The sequence below is a fragment of the Pseudomonas sp. WT-JTC genome (assembly GCF_056711565.1).
Window position 1 is genome coordinate 6110282 of the sequence record NZ_CM160042.1, and the last position, 18785, is coordinate 6129066.

The 18785-nt window shown below is 59.9% G+C and carries 16 protein-coding genes; 8 read left to right on the forward strand and 8 right to left on the reverse strand.

Annotated elements, in window-relative coordinates; genetic code table 11:
• Positions 1–11: 11 nt before the first annotated feature.
• From bioD to bioB, 5 genes are all read right to left on the reverse strand, one after another.
• Positions 12–692, reverse strand: a complete 681-nt coding sequence (gene bioD, locus AC06G5_RS27810) for a dethiobiotin synthase (protein ID WP_413424770.1) — start codon at positions 690–692, stop codon at positions 12–14.
• Positions 689–1501 carry a malonyl-ACP O-methyltransferase BioC gene (gene bioC / locus AC06G5_RS27815; protein WP_480458610.1) on the reverse strand — a complete coding sequence of 271 codons (813 nt, stop codon included), beginning with the start codon at positions 1499–1501 and terminating at the stop codon, positions 689–691. The genes bioD and bioC overlap by 4 nt, the downstream gene beginning before the upstream one ends.
• Positions 1494–2225 carry an alpha/beta fold hydrolase gene (locus AC06G5_RS27820; protein ID WP_413424774.1) on the reverse strand — a complete coding sequence of 244 codons (732 nt, stop codon included), beginning with the start codon at positions 2223–2225 and terminating at the stop codon, positions 1494–1496. Before AC06G5_RS27820 ends, bioC begins: the two co-directional genes overlap by 8 nt.
• The gene (gene bioF / locus AC06G5_RS27825) at positions 2218–3396 is read right to left on the reverse strand and encodes an 8-amino-7-oxononanoate synthase (protein WP_413424775.1); all 1179 of its coding nucleotides are present in this window, start codon (positions 3394–3396) and stop codon (positions 2218–2220) included. The genes AC06G5_RS27820 and bioF overlap by 8 nt, the downstream gene beginning before the upstream one ends.
• A 159-nt stretch (positions 3397–3555) precedes the next feature.
• Complete coding sequence (bioB, locus tag AC06G5_RS27830) at positions 3556–4611, reverse strand: biotin synthase BioB (RefSeq protein WP_413424777.1); 1056 nt, start codon at positions 4609–4611, stop codon at positions 3556–3558.
• 92 nt (positions 4612–4703) lie between these two features.
• Between bioB and AC06G5_RS27835 the strand changes: the two genes are divergently transcribed.
• The 5 genes from AC06G5_RS27835 to rarD all read left to right on the forward strand — a co-directional run bounded on the left by AC06G5_RS27835 (position 4704) and on the right by rarD (position 10511).
• Positions 4704–5444 carry a ComF family protein gene (locus AC06G5_RS27835; RefSeq protein ID WP_413424779.1) on the forward strand — a complete coding sequence of 247 codons (741 nt, stop codon included), beginning with the start codon at positions 4704–4706 and terminating at the stop codon, positions 5442–5444.
• 63 nt (positions 5445–5507) lie between these two features.
• Positions 5508–6272, forward strand: coding sequence for a TOBE domain-containing protein (locus AC06G5_RS27840; protein WP_413424781.1), 765 nt, complete (start codon positions 5508–5510; stop codon positions 6270–6272).
• A gap of 66 nt (positions 6273–6338) precedes the next feature.
• Positions 6339–8240 carry a PhoX family protein gene (locus AC06G5_RS27845; protein WP_413424783.1) on the forward strand — a complete coding sequence of 634 codons (1902 nt, stop codon included), beginning with the start codon at positions 6339–6341 and terminating at the stop codon, positions 8238–8240.
• Positions 8241–8449: 209 nt separating this feature from the next.
• Positions 8450–9424, forward strand: coding sequence for a serine/threonine protein kinase (locus AC06G5_RS27850; RefSeq protein ID WP_108231659.1), 975 nt, complete (start codon positions 8450–8452; stop codon positions 9422–9424).
• 199 nt (positions 9425–9623) lie between these two features.
• Positions 9624–10511 carry an EamA family transporter RarD gene (gene rarD / locus AC06G5_RS27855; RefSeq protein ID WP_413424787.1) on the forward strand — a complete coding sequence of 296 codons (888 nt, stop codon included), beginning with the start codon at positions 9624–9626 and terminating at the stop codon, positions 10509–10511.
• A gap of 215 nt (positions 10512–10726) precedes the next feature.
• On the opposite strand, the gene AC06G5_RS27860 is transcribed toward rarD, so the two are convergent.
• On the reverse strand, positions 10727–11245 hold the full coding sequence (locus AC06G5_RS27860) for a glycine cleavage system transcriptional repressor (RefSeq protein WP_413424789.1): 519 nt from the start codon (positions 11243–11245) through the stop codon (positions 10727–10729).
• 546 nt (positions 11246–11791) lie between these two features.
• On the opposite strand from AC06G5_RS27860, the gene AC06G5_RS27865 reads away from it, so the two are divergent.
• Positions 11792–13969, forward strand: a complete 2178-nt coding sequence (locus AC06G5_RS27865; RefSeq protein ID WP_413424791.1) for a malate synthase G — start codon at positions 11792–11794, stop codon at positions 13967–13969.
• 74 nt (positions 13970–14043) lie between these two features.
• On the opposite strand, the gene AC06G5_RS27870 is transcribed toward AC06G5_RS27865, so the two are convergent.
• The gene (locus AC06G5_RS27870) at positions 14044–14955 is read right to left on the reverse strand and encodes an EamA family transporter (RefSeq protein ID WP_480458611.1); all 912 of its coding nucleotides are present in this window, start codon (positions 14953–14955) and stop codon (positions 14044–14046) included.
• Positions 14956–15321: 366 nt separating this feature from the next.
• Entirely contained in the window at positions 15322–15780 is a 459-nt protein-coding gene (locus tag AC06G5_RS27875) for a response regulator (protein ID WP_413703908.1), read from the reverse strand.
• Positions 15781–16032: 252 nt separating this feature from the next.
• On the opposite strand from AC06G5_RS27875, the gene AC06G5_RS27880 reads away from it, so the two are divergent.
• The gene (locus AC06G5_RS27880) at positions 16033–17973 is read left to right on the forward strand and encodes a putative nucleotidyltransferase substrate binding domain-containing protein (protein WP_413424797.1); all 1941 of its coding nucleotides are present in this window, start codon (positions 16033–16035) and stop codon (positions 17971–17973) included.
• Positions 17970–18677, forward strand: a complete 708-nt coding sequence (locus AC06G5_RS27885; protein ID WP_413424799.1) for a 3'-5' exonuclease — start codon at positions 17970–17972, stop codon at positions 18675–18677. The genes AC06G5_RS27880 and AC06G5_RS27885 overlap by 4 nt, the downstream gene beginning before the upstream one ends.
• The last annotated feature ends 108 nt before the right edge of the window (positions 18678–18785 follow it).

Below are 18785 nucleotides of genomic sequence, written 5' to 3' on the forward strand. Positions count from 1 at the left end.
TTGCTAAAACATCAGTCCAACAGGTCCAGTTGCAAGTGCTCGGCCACCGCTTCGGCCGTGACGGCCTTGAGTTTGGGCACACGCCCCAGGCACGGCGCTGGCAGACGCTCGGCGAGAGTGGCAAGGTTTTCTTCAAGACGCGAGGTCTTCGGGTCGATGATGTTGGCCACCCACCCCGCCAGTTGCAGACCGTCCCGGGCAATCGCTTCGGCCGTCAGCAATGCATGGCTGATACATCCCAAGCGCACGCCGACCACCAGAATCACCGGCAGACCCAGCGCCATTGCCAAGTCCGACAGATTGTCCTGATCTGCCAGCGGCACGCGCCAGCCTCCAGCGCCTTCGATCAAGGTGAAATCTGCCTGCATGGCCAGAATCTGCCGCATCGGCGCCAGCAACGACTGCACCGTCAGCGCCACCCCGGCCTCTCGCGCCGCCAGGTGCGGGGCAATGGCCGGTTCGAAGGCCATCGGATTGACCTGTGCATAGGTGAGTGTTAGCGAACACTCCGCCAGCAAGGCCAGTGCATCGGCATTGCGCAAGCCTTTGGGTGTCACATCGCAACCGGAAGCGACCGGCTTGCCCGCCGCCGTGCTCAAGCCTGCCGAACGTGCCGCGTGCAGCAGCCCCGCAGCGACCGTGGTCTTACCAACATCGGTATCCGTGCCGGTGATGAAATAGGCTGCACTCATAAGGATTTCTCCAAAACGGCGTACACCACTTGATAAGTCGCCGGCAGGCCTTGGGCCTGACGAAACTGCTCGTAAGCCTCATTCAGACCCAGAATCCGTGCCCGGCCGGTCAAGCCACCCGGTCGACCGGGATTGAGGTTGTGCGCGCCCAGCGCCTTGAGTTCATGGGTCAGGCTGCGCACATCCGGGTAATGCAGCACATGCGCAAGGTTTTGCAGACTGACCGTCCTCAAGCCGCTGGCCGCACACAACTGCTGATAAACACCAAACTCCCGGAAACGGTTGACATGCACCATGCCATCGACCTGCCGCCAGCTGTCGCGCAATTCAAACAACGTCCCTGCACACAGACTAGCAAACGCGAAAATTCCACCCGGCTTCAGCACCCGAAAGGCTTCACTGAGCACCGATTCGAAGTCCGCGCACCACTGCACCGCCAGGCTGGAGAAGATCAGGTCGCAAGTCGAATCCTGCAGTGGCAAACGCTCGGCGTCGCCGGCCACGAAGTGCGTGGCACCTCCCAATGGCCGGGCATGGTTGAGCATGCCTTCGGCGATATCCAGCGCCACACCATGACCGCCCGGAAAGTGCTCATCCAGGGCACGACTGAAATGCCCGGTGCCACAACCAAGATCCAGCCAACGCTGCGGTACGAAGTCTTGCGGTAAGCGCCTGAGCAATTGGCTGCCGACATCACGCTGCAACTCGGCAACGCTATCGTAGCTCGCCGCTGCGCGGGAGAAGGAAGCGGCGACCTGGCGCTTGTCGGGCAAGGCGCCGGGCAGGTTGGGAAGGGATAAATCAGTCATCGCCGCACTCATGCAAAAAGGCCTGGATCGCCCCCGCCACACCGTGGGGATCTTCCAGGAGAAACGCGTGGCTGGCCTGTTCAATCAGACCGATTTCAACATCCGGCAGCAATGCCAACAACTCGCCCGCCGCTTGCGCTGGCACCAGCCCGTCATGGCCGGCGAACAGATGCAATTGCGGACCGCGGAACGACTGCATTGCCTGTCGTGTATCCAGTTGCGCGAGCACTTGCAGACCGCTCAGCAGCAGCGGCGCGGCGGTGTTCGGTGCACCACCGAGCAACAACCGCGACAATCCGCGCGAGTCTTCGGCGCCTTGGGCGCAGAGCAGTGAAAAGCGTTTCAACGTCGCGCGCGGATCGGCTCCACATCCCGCCAGAAACGCATCGAAGGTTTCCCGGGGCATGGCGCTTGCCCATTGTTCATGAGCGACAAAAGAAGCGTTGCTGGCCAGGGTAAACACACCACAGCAGCGATCTGCACGCCGGGCCGCCAACTCGCAGGCGAGCATGCCGCCCAAGGACCAACCGCCAAGCCAGGCGTCCTGCGGCAATATCGAATCAAGCTCGTCGAGCCACTCTTGAAGATCGCTCGACTCCAGTTCCGGTAACGGCTCGATCTCGACATGCAGGTGCTCATCCAGGCCGCGCAAGGCCGCCGCCAAAGGCTCCAGCGGTGAAACGCCAAGGCCCCAGCCGGGTAGCAGAATCAGACGATCACGCATGGCTTGGCTCCGGCTTCAGTTGTTGAAAGCAATCGGCCAGTCCATTTAACAATAGCTGTACCTGGGCCTCGCTGTGGGCAGCCGTCAGCGTGACCCGCAGTCGGGCGCTGCCGGCAGGTACGGTCGGCGGGCGAATCGCGGTCACCATCAACCCGCGTTCGCGCAGCATTTGCGAAAGGCGTACCGCGCGCCCCGCATCACCAATCATGATCGGCTGGATCGGCGTGAAGCTGTCCATGAGTTCCAGGCCAATCTGTTCGGCACCGGCGCGGAACTGGCGGATCAGCGTCTGCAAATGCTCGCGACGCCAGTGTTCGCTGCGCAGCAGTTCCAGGCTTTTCAACGTGGCGCAGGCCAGCGCAGGTGGCTGGCTGGTGGTGTAGATGTAGGGACGGGCGAACTGGATAAGACTCTCGATCAGCTCTTCGCTGCCCGCCACAAAGGCACCCGCCGTACCAAAGGCTTTACCGAGGGTACCGACCAGCACCGGAACGTCATCCTGGCTCAGACCGAAATGCTCGACGATGCCGCCACCGTTGGCACCCAGCGGTCCAAAACCATGGGCATCGTCGACCATCAACCAGGCGCCTTTGGCCTTGGCCTCGCGAGCCAGCGCTGGCAAGTCAGCGATATCGCCGTCCATGCTGAACACGCCGTCGGTGACCACCAGCGTATTGCCGGTGGCTTTTTCCAGGCGTTTGGCCAGGCTCACCGGGTCGTTGTGCAGATAGCGATTGAACCGCGCACCGGACAACAGCCCCGCGTCGAGCAGCGACGCATGATTGAGGCGGTCTTCGAGCACCGTATCACCCTGCCCCACCAGCGCCGTGACCGCGCCGAGGTTGGCCATGTAACCGGTGGTGAACAGCAACGCGCGCGGGCGACCGGTCAGGTCGGCCAATGCTTCTTCCAGGGCATGATGCGGGGTGCTATGGCCGATGACCAGATGTGACGCCCCGCCGCCCACACCCCACTTCGAAGCACCCGCGCGCCAGGCTTCGATCACTTGCGGATGATTGGCCAGGCCCAGGTAGTCGTTGTTGCAGAACGCCAGCAACGGCTGGCCATCGACCACCACTTGCGGCCCCTGCGGACTTTCGAGCAGCGGGCGCTGGCGGTAGAGGTTTTCGGCACGACGGGCAGCAAGGCGTGCGGCGAGATCGAAAGACATGCAGGCCTCGACTTTCAAATGGCATAGAGCTTTTTGTGGGAGCGGGCTTGCTCGCGAATACGGTCTGACATTCAACAAAGATGTTGACTGATACACCGCCTTCGCGAGCAAGCCCGCTCCCACAGGGTTTAGCATTCATCCAGTGGAAGCTGTGATTGCTCAAATAGCTGCGTTGTAAAACTGCTCGCTGCTCTTCTGCTCCACCAGCGCCTGCTCGATAGCCGCCTGATGCACTTCATCGGCGTGCTCTTCGCGGGCTTCCGGCAGGATGCCCAGGCGCGAGAACAGTTGCATGTCCTTGTCGGCCTGCGGGTTGGCAGTGGTCAGCAGTTTTTCGCCGTAGAAAATCGAGTTGGCACCGGCGAAGAACGCCAGGGCCTGCATCTGTTCGTTCATGGCTTCGCGGCCGGCGGACAGGCGCACGTGGGATTTTGGCATCAGGATGCGGGCAACCGCGAGCATGCGGATGAAGTCGAATGGATCGACGTCGTCGGCATTTTCCAGCGGCGTACCGGCGACTTTCACCAGCATGTTGATCGGCACCGACTCCGGATGCTCCGGCAGGTTGGCCAACTGGATCAACAGGTTGGCGCGATCGTCCAGCGACTCACCCATGCCCAGAATGCCGCCGGAGCAGATCTTCATCCCCGAGTCACGCACATACGCCAGGGTTTGCAGGCGCTCGCTGTAGGTGCGGGTGGTGATGATGCTGCCGTAGAACTCCGGCGAGGTATCGAGGTTGTGGTTGTAGTAGTCGAGGCCGGCCTTGGCCAGCGCTTCGGTCTGCTCCTGATCCAGGCGCCCGAGGGTCATGCAGGTTTCCAGGCCCAGGGCTTTCACGCCTTCGACCATCTTCAGCACATAAGGCATGTCCTTGGCCGACGGGTGCTTCCACGCCGCGCCCATGCAGAAACGGGTCGAACCGATGGCCTTGGCGCGAGCGGCCTCTTCGAGGACCTTCTGCACTTCCATCAGTTTTTCTTTTTCCAGGCCGGTATTGTAGTGACCGGACTGCGGACAATATTTGCAATCTTCCGGGCAGGCGCCGGTCTTGATCGACAACAGGGTCGACACCTGGACGCGGTTGGCGTCGAAATGCGCGCGGTGCACCGTCTGCGCCTGGAACAACAGGTCGTTGAATGGCTGAACGAAGAGTGCTTTGACTTCGGCCAAAGACCAGTCATGACGCAGGTTTGCAGTGGTGCTGGCGCTCATGGGCGATTCCTTGATTTATGCTGGGCTGGCGACCGGGGGAATGGAATACCCACAGGCGCGACACGGATGTTCGGCATATTTAAGGAAGAGCGATGCGCTGTCAACCACGATACAAAGGACCGGTTTACATCTGGTTAAAAAACAAACAACACTGCTTGCTCTGCGATGAAATCGCCGATGGCACCCTCCCTGTCTGCATGGCCTGTGAAACCGAGTTGCCCTGGCTCGGCGATCACTGCCAGACCTGCGCCCTGCCGCTCCCGGCTGCGGGCCTGACCTGCGGCCATTGCTTGAAGCAGCCACCGGCCTTCGAACAAGTGATTGCTCCCTGGACCTACAGCTTTCCGGTAGACAGCCTGATCACCCGTTTCAAGCACAACGCAAAGTGGCCGTTTGGTCGCCTGCTCGCCGAACTTCTCGTTCAATGCCTGCAACATCGCTTCGAAGACGATCTGCAGCGGCCCCATGCGCTGATCCCGGTGCCACTGGCCAGCCGGCGCCTGCGCCAGCGCGGGTTCAATCAGGCGGCAATGCTGGCTCAGTGGTTGAGTGCCAGTCTCGATATCCCTTGCGACGAACGGTTGCTGCTGCGAACCCAGGACACCGACGCCCAGCAGGCCTTGAATGCCGAAGCCCGCCGAAAGAACCTGCGCAACGCATTCGCCCTGGCACCCGGCGCCGTCGTCAAAGGCCGGCACCTGGCCCTGATCGACGACGTACTGACCACGGGTGCCACGGCCCAGGCCCTGGCGAGGCTGCTGATGGACGCCGGTGCGGCGAGGGTCGACGTCTATTGCCTGGCCCGCACGCCCAAACCCGGCGAGACACCCTGACTTGACTCGCGCAGCCCAAGCGGCCAACGTCCTCATCATCGTCACCACCCAAAGCGACTCGCCATGTCTTTGCCCACCTTGTTGTCCCAGCACATTGTCCGCCGTCCGCAGCGCATCGCCCTGCTGCAGCACATCGCCGAACAAGGCTCGATCACCCGCGCCGCAAAGAGCGCGGGCCTGAGCTACAAGGCCGCCTGGGATGCGATCGATGAACTGAACAACCTGGCGCAGAAACCGCTGGTGGAGCGGATTGTCGGTGGCAAGGGCGGTGGCGGTGCCCGCCTGTCCAACGAAGGCGAGCGCGTGTTGCGCCTGTACCAGAAGCTGCAAGCCTTACAGGCTCAAGTGCTGGAAGCCGCTGAAGACGCCAGCGACCTCGACCTGCTCGGGCGCTTGATGCTGCGCACCAGCGCACGCAATCAGCTGCACGGCAAGGTAATGGCGATCGAACCTCAGGGACGCAACGACCTGATTCGCCTCGAAGTCGCCGAAGGCGTGATCGTCGACGCGCAAATCACCCACGACAGCACCGAGCGCCTGGAACTGCAAATCGGCACTGAAGTCGTGGCATTGATCAAGGCCGGATGGCTCGATGTGCTTGGAATCGATTCCGTTGAAACCCATGGAAACAATTGTCTGAAAGGCACCATCGAAAAAATTCTCGACGCCGACGATGGCCCCAGCGAAGTGCGCATTACCCTGCCCAACGGCCTGACACTGTGTGCCCTGGACGAACCGAGGCATCTGCAGGCATTGGGGCTGACGTGCGGCAAGCCGGTGCGCGTGGAGTTTTCGCCGTCCAGGGTGCTGCTGGGCACACCGCTGTAAACAGAACTGCAACAAAAGGTTCATTACTCATGATTAAGGTGTCTGCAAAACCGCAGGGAGCCTGAAATGAGCCTATTAGAAGAAAACCAGTCCACCGATCTCGAAACCATGGTCGGCCTCAGTCGTCGCGGCTTCATCAGCGCAGGTGCCCTGTGCGGCGCCGCGATGTTCCTCGGCGGCAACCTGTTGAGCCGCAGTGTGATGGCTGCCAGCGTCAGCGCCGGTAACAGCCGGTTGCTGGGTTTCGACAGCATTCCCGCCGCCACCAGCGACGCAATCACCCTGCCACCGGGCTACAAGTCCTCGGTGCTGATCAGCTGGGGCCAGCCTCTGCACAAGGATGGCCCGGCGTTCGACCCGAGCGGCAACGGCAGCGCCGAACATCAGGAAGCCCAGTTCGGCGACAACAACGACGGCATGAGCCTGTTCGAATTCCCGGGCGAAAAAGACCGGGCGCTGATGGCGATCAACAACGAATACACCAACTACCGCTACCTCTACGCTCACGGCGGCATGCCGCAATCGGCGGAAGATGTACGCAAGGCGCTGGCCTGCGAAGGTGTGTCGGTGATTGAAGTGCAGCGCAAGAACGGCCAATGGCAATTCGTCCAAGGCTCGCGCTACAACCGCCGCATTCACGGCAATGCCCCGATCAGCATGAGCGGCCCGGCCGCCGGCCATGCCCTGTTGAAAACCAGTGCCGATCCCCACGGCAAGAACGTTCTCGGCACCTTTCAGAATTGCGCCAACGGCAAGACGCCGTGGGGCACCTATCTGACCTGTGAAGAGAACTTCACCGACTGTTTCGGCAGCAGCAACGCGGAGCAGAAATTCGACCCGGCACAAAAACGCTACGGCGCGGTGGCGACCAGCAAGGAGATCAACTGGCACCAGCACGACGAGCGCTTCGACCTGGCCAAGAACCCCAACGAGCTCAACCGTCACGGCTGGGTGGTGGAGATCGATCCATTTGATCCGAAGTCGACGCCGGTCAAACGCACGGCCCTGGGGCGCTTCAAGCACGAAAACGCCGCCCTGGCCGAAACTGGCGATGGTCATGCCGTGGTGTACATGGGCGACGATGAGCGCGGTGAGTTCATCTACAAATTCGTCAGCCGCGACAAGATTGACCACAAGAACCCCAAGGCCAACCGCGACATTCTCGATCACGGCACCTTGTACGTGGCGCGTTTCGATGCGGGGGACGGCAACGCCGATCACCCGAAAGGCCAAGGTGAATGGATCGAACTGACCCACGGCAAGAACGGTATCGACGCCAGCAGCGGCTTTGCCGATCAGGCTGAAGTGCTGATCCACGCCCGTCTCGCCGCCAGTGTGGTGAAAGCCACGCGCATGGACCGCCCGGAATGGATCGTGGTCAGCCCCAAGGATGGCCAGGTCTACTGCACGCTGACCAACAACGCCAAACGTGGCGAAGACGGGCAACCGGTGGGCGGACCGAACCCGCGCGAGAAGAACGTCTACGGCCAGATCCTGCGCTGGCGCACCGAGCGCGACGATCACGCCTCGCACACCTTTGCCTGGGACCTGTTTGTGGTGGCCGGCAACCCGGGTGCGCATGCCGGTACACCGAAGGCCGGCTCGTCGAACATCACGCCGCAGAACATGTTCAACAGCCCGGACGGCCTGGGCTTCGACAAGGCCGGACGCTTGTGGATCCTGACTGACGGTGATGTGAGCAACGCCGGTGACTTTGCCGGAATGGGTAATAATCAGATGCTCTGCGCTGATCCTGCGACCGGCGAGATTCGCCGCTTCATGGTCGGACCGGTGGGCTGTGAGGTGACCGGGATCAGCTTCTCGCCGGACCAGAAAACCCTGTTTGTCGGGATCCAGCACCCGGGCGAAAATGGCGGTTCGACCTTCCCCGAGCATCTGCCTAACGGCAAGCCGCGCTCATCGGTGATGGCGATTACCCGGGAAGACGGCGGGATCGTCGGCGCCTGACAGACCCTCTTCGCGAGCAAGCCCGCTCCCACTGGTGATCTATGGTGTGCCACCGATCGCGTGCACACCAACGATCCAGTGTGGGAGCGGGCTCGCCCGCGAAGGCGTCAGCCCAAACACCGCACATCTCAAGCCCACCCCCTAAAACCGCGCCGTCTGCGCTACCATGCCTGGCCGGACGCAGCAACCTGCTGCGCGCAGGAGTCAGCATGGCCCACCCGTTTGAAACCCTTACGCCAGACCTCGTGCTCGATGCCGTCGAAAGCATCGGCTTTCTCAGCGATGCGCGCATCCTGGCGCTCAACAGCTACGAGAACCGCGTCTATCAGGTCGGTATCGAAGACGCCGAGCCGCTGATCGCCAAGTTCTACCGGCCGCAACGCTGGAGCAACGAAGCGATTCTGGAAGAGCACCAGTTCACCGCCGAACTCGCCGACTGCGAGGTGCCGGTCGTGGCGCCGTTGATCCACAACGGTGAAACCCTGCACGAACACAACGGTTTTCGTTTCACCCTGTTCCCCCGCCGTGGCGGCCGTGCACCGGAGCCTGGCAACCTCGATCAACTGTATCGCCTTGGCCAGTTGCTCGGCCGCTTGCATGCGGTTGGCTCGACACGGCCGTTCGAGCACCGTGAAGCACTGGCGGTGAAAAACTTCGGCCATGACTCACTCAATACCTTGCTCGACGGCAACTTCATCCCCCGCAGCCTGCTGCCGGCCTACGAGTCGGTGGCCCGCGATCTGCTCAAGCGTGTGGAAGATGCCTACAGCAACACGCCGCACCAGAACATCCGCATGCACGGTGACTGCCACCCCGGCAACATGATGTGCCGCGACGAGATGTTCCATATCGTCGACCTCGACGACTGCCGCATGGGCCCGGCGGTGCAGGACATCTGGATGATGCTCGCCGGCGATCGCCAGGATTGCCTGAGCCAGTTGTCGGAACTGATGGATGGCTACAACGAATTCCACGACTTCGACCCGCGTGAACTGGCCTTGATCGAACCATTGCGTGCCTTGCGCCTGATGCACTACAGCGCCTGGCTCGCCCGCCGCTGGGACGACCCCGCATTTCCCCGCAGCTTTCCGTGGTTCGGCACCGAGCGTTATTGGGGTGATCAGGTGCTGGCATTGCGCGAGCAACTGGCGGCACTCAATGAAGAGCCACTCAAACTCTTCTGATTCACCCTCAAACCCTGTAGGAGCGAGCTTGCTCGCGAAAAATCAGAGAACACCGCGGGGCATCAGGTTCCCCGCGTTATCGTGGACGACCATCGTCGGAACGCCGCCCGGAGCAAGCTCGCTCCTACATGTATCAGCACATCACACAAAATCTCCTTACAATCCCCCTCTTTGTTAGCTGCCTAAGCAAGGATTCTGCATGCAAGCCGCCAACCCGCGTCGCGGGTACATTCTAGGCCTGAGTGCCTACATCATCTGGGGGCTTTTCCCCCTCTATTTCAAAGCCATCGCCAGCGTGCCCGCCGTGGAAATCATCATCCACCGGGTGCTGTGGTCGGCGCTGTTCGGTGCCTTGTTGCTGCTGGTCTGGAAGCATCCCGGCTGGTGGCGCGAGCTGCGGGAAAACCCGCGACGGCTGGCGATCCTGGCCCTGAGCGGTGCGCTGATCGCAGCCAACTGGCTGACCTACGTCTGGTCGGTGAACAACGGCCGCATGCTGGAGGCCAGCCTCGGCTACTACATCAACCCGTTGGTGAACGTGCTGCTGGGCATGCTGATCCTCGGCGAACGGCTGCGGCGCATGCAATGGATTGCCGTCGGTCTGGCGACTGTGGGGGTGGCGCAACAGGTCTGGCAAGTCGGCAGCCTGCCGTGGGTGTCGCTGGTGCTGGCCCTGACCTTCGGCTTCTATGGCCTGATTCGCAAGCAGGCACCGGTCAAGGCACTGCCGGGGCTCGTGGTGGAAACCTGGATGCTGGTGCCGATTGCCCTCGGCTGGTTGCTGCTCAACCCGACGGCCAGCAGCGCCCAGGCCGAATTCTGGACCACGTCCCAAGCCTGGTGGCTGGTGGCCGCCGGCCCGATCACGCTGGTGCCACTGGTCTGCTTCAACGCCGCTGCACGGCATTTGCCCTACACGACACTGGGTTTTCTCCAGTACCTGGCACCGACACTGGTGCTGCTGCAAGCGGTCCTGCTGTTTGGCGAGCACTTGTCGTCCAGCACCCTGGTGGCGTTCATGTTTATCTGGGCCGGCCTGGCGGTTTACAGCGTTGATGCGTGGCTCAGTTTGCGTCGCCGCAGCTGATCAAAAAACACACAACCCCCTACAGGCCACGTCTCCCGTGGCCTGCGTTGATCCTTCCCAAGGTTATCCACAGCGTGATCCCCGCCGATTGTGCGCAAGTGGCTGAAACTGCTGGTTTTTTGATCAAGTCCTGAAGAACCCCGGTCGGCGTGGCCTGGCGGTGTGTCTCTACAGGTTATCCACAGGCCGGTGCACGTTTAACTTGGATAACCTGATCAGGGATCACTGCGCAGCACCAACTCGACCATCAGATCATCGGCCAGGGTTTCCAGGCGCGATTGCAGTACGTCCAGCGACAACGTCAGCGGGACAGCAAGAATCGCTTCGGCATGGAACAACGGCTCGCTGCTCATCGGTGCCGGGCGCACTTCGGTGACCAGTCGTTCCAGATTCACCCCCTGCTCGCTCAACAAGCGTGTGATGTCACGCACGATCCCCGGTCGATCATTGCCCACCAGTTCCATGGCGATCGGCTTCCAGGTGCAGGATTGTTCGATGCTGCTTTCGGCGACCAACACGCGAATGCCCTGGGCGGACAAGCCCTGCAGGGCATCGACCAATTCGTCGTAGGCCTCGGCCGGTACGCCCACCCGCAGAATGCCGGCGAATTGTCCCGCCATGCGCGACACGCGGCTTTCCAGCCAGTTGCCGCCGTGCTCGGCAATGCATTGGGCAATGCGCTCGACTTGCCCGGGCTTGTCCGGAGCAAAAACGGTGAGTACGAGATGGTCCATGGCGCAGCCCTCTGGTCATGTTTTCTGTTTTGGAAAAACAAGTATAGGCAAGGGTTGAACCTGCGCCGACAGGTCCGGCGCCTTCACGAGCAGGCTCGCTCCCACAATGATTGCGCTGGCCCTTGTGGGAGCGGGCTTGCTCGCGAATGCAGGCACCACCGAGGCGAAAGACACAACAAATCGTGTACAACTTTTGATATTTAACTGGAACAATCCAATAGTTTTTTGAGAACATCACGATCCCCGACGTGACCGCAATGCGTCATGGGGTCGCAGAACGACGTAATTAGTCTAATTTTCACAACCGCAATTCATCATGTAGTATGCCGCAGCGCGCACTACATAATGTTGGATCGATGTCTGCCGCAGGCACGTTCGCAACCCTGAAAGCCCTGTCAGCAAGGCCCCAAGCCGTTGATTGGTCCCAACCCAGCCGCCCGTCATGGGCATGTACTGGTAGAGGGGTTTGTGGTTTAAATGGCCAAAGGCTTCATTGTTAAATTGAAGAGCTGAAAAGCGAAATAGCTGAGCAGAGTGAGGCAAGCAATGACTGAACACGTTCAAGTCGGTGGCCTGCAGGTCGCCAAAGTCCTGTTCGACTTCGTGAACAACGAAGCCATTCCCGGTACCGGCCTCACCGCCGATAAGTTCTGGGCCGGTGCCGACAAGGTCATCCATGACCTGGCGCCGAAGAACAAAGCCCTACTCGCCAAACGCGATGATTTCCAGGCTCGTATCGATGGCTGGCACCAAGCGCGTGCCGGTCAACCGCACGACGCCGTGGCCTATAAAGCCTTCCTGCAAGACATTGGTTATCTGCTGCCAGAAGCGGCCGATTTCCAGGCGACGACGCAAAACGTCGATGACGAAATCGCCCGCATGGCCGGCCCACAACTCGTGGTGCCGGTGATGAATGCCCGCTTTGCGCTCAATGCCTCGAACGCCCGTTGGGGTTCGCTGTATGACGCGCTCTACGGCACCGACGCCATCAGCGAAGCTGGCGGCGCGGAAAAAGGCAAAGGCTACAACAAGGTACGCGGTGACAAGGTCATCGCCTTCGCCCGCGCCTTCCTTGACGACTCGGCGCCATTGGCGGCCGGCTCCCACGTCGACTCCATCGGCTACAAGATCGTTGATGGCAAACTGGTAGTCGCCCTTAAAGGCGGCAGCAACACCGGCCTGCGCAACGACGCTCAACTGATCGGCTTCCAGGGCGATGCCACTGCACCAACCGCGATCCTGCTGAAAAACAACGGCCTGCATTTCGAAATCCAGGTCGACGCCAGCACCCCGGTCGGCCAGACCGACGCCGCCGGTGTCAAAGACATCCTGATGGAAGCCGCGCTGACCACCATCATGGACTGCGAAGACTCGGTTGCCGCCGTCGACGCTGATGACAAGGTGGTGATCTACCGCAACTGGCTCGGCCTGATGAAGGGCGATCTGTCCGAAAGCGTCGCCAAGGGCGGTCAGACCTTTACCCGTACCATGAACGCCGACCGCACCTACACCGCTGTCGATGGCAGTGAACTGAGCCTGCACGGTCGTTCGTTGCTGTTCGTGCGTAACGTCGGTCACCTGATGACCATCGACGCGATCCTCGACAAGGATGGCAATGAAGTGCCGGAAGGCATTCTCGACGGCCTGGTGACCTGCCTGTCGGCGATCCACAACCTCAACGGCAACAGCTCGCGCAAGAACAGCCGCACCGGCTCGGTCTATATCGTGAAGCCGAAGATGCACGGCCCTGAAGAAGCAGCGTTCACCAACGAGCTGTTCGGTCGCATCGAAGACGTGCTGGGCCTGCCGCGCAATACCCTCAAAGTCGGGATCATGGACGAGGAGCGTCGTACCACAATCAACCTCAAGGCCTGCATCAAGGCGGCAAGCGAGCGCGTGGTGTTCATCAACACCGGTTTCCTCGACCGCACGGGCGATGAAATCCACACCTCCATGGAAGCAGGCGCCATGGTGCGCAAGGCGGACATGAAGGCGGAAAAATGGATCGGCGCCTACGAGAACTCCAACGTCGATATCGGTCTGAGCACCGGCCTGCAAGGTCGCGCACAGATCGGTAAGGGCATGTGGGCCATGCCTGACCTGATGGCGGCGATGCTCGAACAGAAAATCGCTCACCCGCTGGCCGGTGCCAACACCGCCTGGGTACCATCGCCAACTGCCGCTGCGCTGCACGCGCTGCATTACCACAAGGTTGACGTGTTCGCCCGTCAGGCCGAACTGGCCAAACGTGCGCATGCTTCGGTGGACGACATCCTGACCATCCCGCTGGCGGTGAACCCGCAGTGGACCGCCGAACAGATCAAGAACGAACTGGACAACAACAGCCAGGGCATTCTCGGTTATGTGGTGCGCTGGATCGACCAGGGCGTCGGCTGTTCGAAGGTGCCGGACATCAACGACGTCGGCCTGATGGAAGACCGTGCAACGCTGCGTATTTCCAGCCAGCACATCGCCAACTGGCTGCGCCATGGCATCGTCACCGAAGACCAGGTCATGGAAAGCCTCAAGCGCATGGCGCCGGTGGTTGACCGTCAGAACGCCGGCGACGCGCTGTACCGCCCGCTGGCCCCGAACTTCGACAGCAACATCGCCTTCCAGGCGGCGGTCGAACTGGTGGTCGAAGGCACCAAACAGCCGAACGGCTACACCGAGCCGGTCCTGCACCGTCGTCGTCGCGAGTTCAAAGCGAAGAACGGGTTGTAAGCCCGCTCTCTCTACAAAAATCCCCCGGTTGAAAAACCGGGGGATTTTTGTTTCTGCGTCCTGAGAATGTAGAGCTACTTCCTGTAACGCAACGCGCTGGCAGCGATGTGATGGCCTATTTTCGATGCATTCATGAACAAAGCAATTCCAACGACTGTGATGACGAGAGCAAACAGTTTTTCGCCACCAATGGGTTCGTCGAGTACATACCACGACGTCAAGATACCCGATATCGGAACAATCACTGACAACGGTGCAACCTGGCTCGCCGGATACTTCTCAATCATTCGGTTCCACACCCAATACCCGAATACCGTCGCCACATAGGCCTGGAACAGGACAGATACCAGCACCGGAGCAGTCATGTCTGTTAGCAACGCCTGGAAAGGGGCCGCTCCCTTGACCCAGTAAGTCATCAGATATAGAGGAGGTGTTGCATACAGACTCGACCAAACGACAAAGGAAAATATATCAACCACTTTGCTTTTCTTGACCAGCACATTGCACAAACTCCAGAACAGTGCGCCGAGGAGTATCAGAAAAAGTCCAAGACTTTCGGCATAACCGTCTGTTACATGAATAATGAACATCAGCCCCAGCAACGCCATGAGAATGCCGGCCACTTGTATTCCCGTCATTTTCTCGCCAAACAGCAGCACCCCCCAGATGACCGTGAAAAAAGCACTGAACTGCAAGAGCAAAGATGTCACGCCGGCACTAACGCCAAGAAACATGCCATAGTTCATCAGCCAACACATTCCGATACCAAACAACAGACCGTAGAGAATAGTTACAAACGTACTGACACCTTTCGGTTTCGGGATGAAGAACACCAGCGGCAGCGCACAGAAAGTAAAGCGCAACGCGGTCAATATGAACGGATCGATACCGTCAAGACTGATATCAATTACCGTAAAATTGCTGCCCCACATGACTGTCACACCGATAATAAGTACAAGATCGCGAAATTCCATTTTCTTTATCATATCGTCCTCATTGCGATACACACCCACACAACCCGGGAAGAGCGATGACCTGATCTTTGACAGTATTTTGTCTGCACGAACTAACCGCAGATTGAATACACGACGACCACCGGCATGCTCAAACCACTAAAGCAGGGGGAGTAAAATCGGTAACTTTTATAGCGCTACGACAGTTCCCATAAACCACGGACGACATTAGATAAATGCCTGCATTGGCTTTCAACGCAGCGCACGATAACTGAATCACCGAAAGAACATACAAGCTATTTGTGAGGAGTTTTTTCGCAAATAAAACGAACAACTTCATTTACAATTTGAATTAACAAAAACAACTAAAACCTGTAATTAATAATTACAGAAAATCAGTTATTTAATGTCCAGTTCGTGCTTTACCAGTGCCACCAGGTGCTCGGCATCAATCGGCTTGAGCAGAAAGTCCACAACGCTCAAATGCATCGCGGCGATTGCATCCTTCACGTCGGCGTCTCCCGAGACAATGATGATCGGCAACGCCGCCCGAACCGATTCACGTATCTGGCGGATCAGATCCAGCCCGTCTACATGGCCCATCCGCAGGTCGGTGATCATCAAACCGATCGAGGGCTTTTTGATCTCTGCCTCAGCCACCAGGATATTGAATGCCGCTTCGCCGCTGACTGCAGTCATGCAGCGAACGCCCTGCAACTCGAGGATCTCTGACAACAGCTCCCGGGCGTCTTTATCATCGTCGACGATCAGCACCCGTTGCGGCGGCAAGTCAGGTTCCAGCATGACGGCACTGAGCGCTTCCCGCTCGGCGTCACTCAAAATATCGTGGTCGGACATGGCGTTCCCTACATGTTCAGTTCAATTCCCTAGCACAGTGGTGAGACATCGCTAAGAGACCTTCAATTTGCACTTCGTCGGAGACTTTTCCTATAGCAGGATAGAGCGATTTTTCTCTCAATTGCGTAAGGTTTTTCTGACATTCCGTCACACTCATTGCCTACCTAGACTTACGTCCAATGGGCACCCTGACCGTAGGGGCCGACCATGGTTGAGTCATCCGACAACAACAATTCAAAAAAGACTGCGGTAATGGTTATGAGTAAAGCGGACGCCTTCACACAGGCAGGGAAAACCGCGGTGTTGCAGAACATCCAGGGCACGTTGCAATTCCTTCAGCGCTTCCCGCCCTTCAATCAGATGGAACACGCTCACCTGGCGTATCTGGTCGAGCAATGTCAGCTGCGTTTCTACGCCCCTGGCGAGAGCATCATCAAACCCGCCGACGGCCCGGTCGAGCACTTCTATATCGTCAAGCAAGGCCGGGTCGTGGGCGAACGTCCGCATACGGCAAAAGGTGGCACCGAGACGGTCTTCGAGATCACCACCGGCGAATGTTTCCCACTCGCGGCATTGCTGGGTGAGCGGGCGACCCGCACCGAGCACCTGGCCGGCGAGGACACCTTCTGCCTGCAACTGAACAAGCCGGCGTTCATCCGCCTGTTTTCGCTATCGGACACCTTCCGCAACTTCGCCCTGCGTTGCGTCAGTAGCCTGCTGGATCAGGTCAACCAGCAAGTGCAGCAAAAAGCCGTGGAAACCCTCGGCACCCAATATTCGCTCAATACCCGACTGGGCGAATTGGCCATGCGCCACCCGGTGACATGCGCCCCGCAGACGCCGTTGCGCGAAGCCGTGACGCTGATGCACGAACAACAGGTCGGCAGCATCGTGGTGGTCGATGAACTCAAGGCGCCACAGGGGATTTTCACCCTGCGCGACCTGCGTCAGGCCGTGGCCGATGGCAGCAGTGATTTCAATGAAGCCATCGAAAGGCACATGACCCGGGCGCCGTTTTTCCTGTCGCCGGATCACAGTGCATTCGACGCCGCGATTGCCATGACCGAGCGTCACATCGCCCATGTCTGCCTGGTCAAAGACCAACGCTTGTGCGGCGTGGTTTCCGAGCGCGATCTGTTTTCCCTGCAACGGGTCGACCTGGTGCACCTGGCCCGCACTATCCGCAATGCACAGAAAGTGGAAAACCTGGTGGCGCTGCGGGGCGAAATCGGCCAGTTGGTCGAGCGGATGCTGGCCCACGGCGCGTCTTCGACGCAGATCACCCACATCATCACCTTGCTCAACGACCACACCGTGTGCCGGGTGATCGAACTGACCCTCGCCGAAAAAGGCGACCCCGGCGTGCCGTTCAGCTGGCTGTGTTTCGGCAGTGAAGGCCGCCGCGAGCAGACCCTGCACACCGATCAGGACAACGGCATTCTGTTCGAAGCCAGGGATGCGGCCCATGCCGCCGAGATTCGCGGCAAGCTGTTGCCCATTGCCCAGCAGATCAACCAGAGCCTGGCGCTGTGCGGCTTCACCTTGTGCAAGGGCAATATCATGGCCGGCAACCCGGAGCTGTGCCTGTCCCGGGCCGAGTGGGCGCGACGCTTTGCGGCGTTTATCCGCGAGGCAACCCCGGAGAACCTGCTGGGTTCGAGCATCTATTTCGATTTGCGCGTGGTCTGGGGCAGCGAACAAAGCTGCGAGCAGTTGCGTCGGGGCATTCTCGATCAGGTCGGTGACAACCGCTTGTTCCAGCGCATGATGGCCGAAAATGCGCTGCGCAATCGCCCGCCCGTAGGGCGTTTCCGCGAGTTCGTGCTGACACGCAAAAATGGCGAAAAGGCCAGCCTGGACCTGAAGATTCAGGGCTTGGCACCCTTTGTCGACGGTGCCCGGCTGCTGGCCCTGGCTCACGGTATCGAAGCGAACAACACACTGGAGCGTTTTCGCCAGTTGGTCGCCAGGGAAGTCATCGACCCCCTGGACGGTGCCGCGTACGAAGAGGCCTATCACTTCATCCAGCAAACCCGCATGCAGCAACATCAACTACAGACCCGAGAGAATTTTCCCTACTCGAACCGGGTCGATCCCGACAGCCTCAACCATCTGGACCGACGCATCCTGCGTGAGTCCCTGCGCCAGGCACAACGCCTGCAAAGCAGCCTGACCTTGCGGTATCAGCTATGAGTCTGTTTTCCTGGTTGCGCCCGACGCCACCCACCTTGCCTGCCCATCTGCAACATCGGCTGGAACGCTTGCCGACTGCTGCCGACCTAGCGCAGTGCAGTCTGCGCGAGCAGCGCTGGGTGGTGCTCGATCTGGAAACCACCGGGTTGAACCTGAACAAGGACCACGTGTTGTCCATCGGCGCGGTGGTGATCGAGGACGGGGCCATCGACTTTCGCCAGCAGTTCGAGCGCACCCTGCAATACCCGCAAGTAAAACTCGGCCCCAGCGTGCTGATCCACGGTATTGGCCCCAGCGCCATTGCGGCAGGCAGCGACCCGGCAGAAGCGCTGCTCGACCTGATGGAGTACCTCGGTGACAGTCCGGTGCTGGCCTTCCACGCGCCGTTTGACCAGCACATGCTCGGCCGTGCGCTGAAAGATCATCTGGGTTTCAAGTTGCAGCATCCGTTTCTGGACGTGGCGGACATTGCACCCCTGCTGTGCCCCCAGGCACACATTCGCGAGGCGGGGCTGGACGATTGGATCGACTGGTTCAAGCTTGAAGTCTTCGAGCGCCACCACGCCAGCGCCGACGCCCTGGCCACCGCTGAACTGGCGCTGATTCTGTTCAGCCGCGCGCGGCAGCAGCAGATTCATAGCCCGTTGAATTTGCAGCAGCGGTTAAGTCAGTGGAAGCGCCGGCAGCAGGCGCCCTCCTTCTGACCTTCAGGCCCCCCCCTGTAGGAGCGAGCTTGCTCGCGATGAATTTGAAGGCGACGCATTTTTCCAGACAGCACGCGTCACCGTTCGCGTCCATCGCGAGCAAGCTCG

Bases quoted from the DNA above. Each gene is read 5' to 3' on its own strand.
- bioD (WP_413424770.1), bottom strand. From the start codon at position 692: ATGAGTGCAGCCTATTTCATCACCGGCACGGATACCGATGTTGGTAAG.
- bioC (WP_480458610.1), bottom strand. From the start codon at position 1,501: ATGACTGATTTATCCCTTCCCAACCTGCCCGGCGCCTTGCCCGACAAG.
- AC06G5_RS27820 (WP_413424774.1), bottom strand. From the start codon at position 2,225: ATGCGTGATCGTCTGATTCTGCTACCCGGCTGGGGCCTTGGCGTTTCA.
- bioF (WP_413424775.1), bottom strand. From the start codon at position 3,396: ATGTCTTTCGATCTCGCCGCACGCCTTGCTGCCCGTCGTGCCGAAAAC.
- bioB (WP_413424777.1), bottom strand. From the start codon at position 4,611: ATGAGCGCCAGCACCACTGCAAACCTGCGTCATGACTGGTCTTTGGCC.
- AC06G5_RS27835 (WP_413424779.1), top strand. From the start codon at position 4,704: ATGCGCTGTCAACCACGATACAAAGGACCGGTTTACATCTGGTTAAAA.
- AC06G5_RS27840 (WP_413424781.1), top strand. From the start codon at position 5,508: ATGTCTTTGCCCACCTTGTTGTCCCAGCACATTGTCCGCCGTCCGCAG.
- AC06G5_RS27845 (WP_413424783.1), top strand. From the start codon at position 6,339: ATGAGCCTATTAGAAGAAAACCAGTCCACCGATCTCGAAACCATGGTC.
- AC06G5_RS27850 (WP_108231659.1), top strand. From the start codon at position 8,450: ATGGCCCACCCGTTTGAAACCCTTACGCCAGACCTCGTGCTCGATGCC.
- rarD (WP_413424787.1), top strand. From the start codon at position 9,624: ATGCAAGCCGCCAACCCGCGTCGCGGGTACATTCTAGGCCTGAGTGCC.
- AC06G5_RS27860 (WP_413424789.1), bottom strand. From the start codon at position 11,245: ATGGACCATCTCGTACTCACCGTTTTTGCTCCGGACAAGCCCGGGCAA.
- AC06G5_RS27865 (WP_413424791.1), top strand. From the start codon at position 11,792: ATGACTGAACACGTTCAAGTCGGTGGCCTGCAGGTCGCCAAAGTCCTG.
- AC06G5_RS27870 (WP_480458611.1), bottom strand. From the start codon at position 14,955: ATGATAAAGAAAATGGAATTTCGCGATCTTGTACTTATTATCGGTGTG.
- AC06G5_RS27875 (WP_413703908.1), bottom strand. From the start codon at position 15,780: ATGTCCGACCACGATATTTTGAGTGACGCCGAGCGGGAAGCGCTCAGT.
- AC06G5_RS27880 (WP_413424797.1), top strand. From the start codon at position 16,033: ATGGTTATGAGTAAAGCGGACGCCTTCACACAGGCAGGGAAAACCGCG.
- AC06G5_RS27885 (WP_413424799.1), top strand. From the start codon at position 17,970: ATGAGTCTGTTTTCCTGGTTGCGCCCGACGCCACCCACCTTGCCTGCC.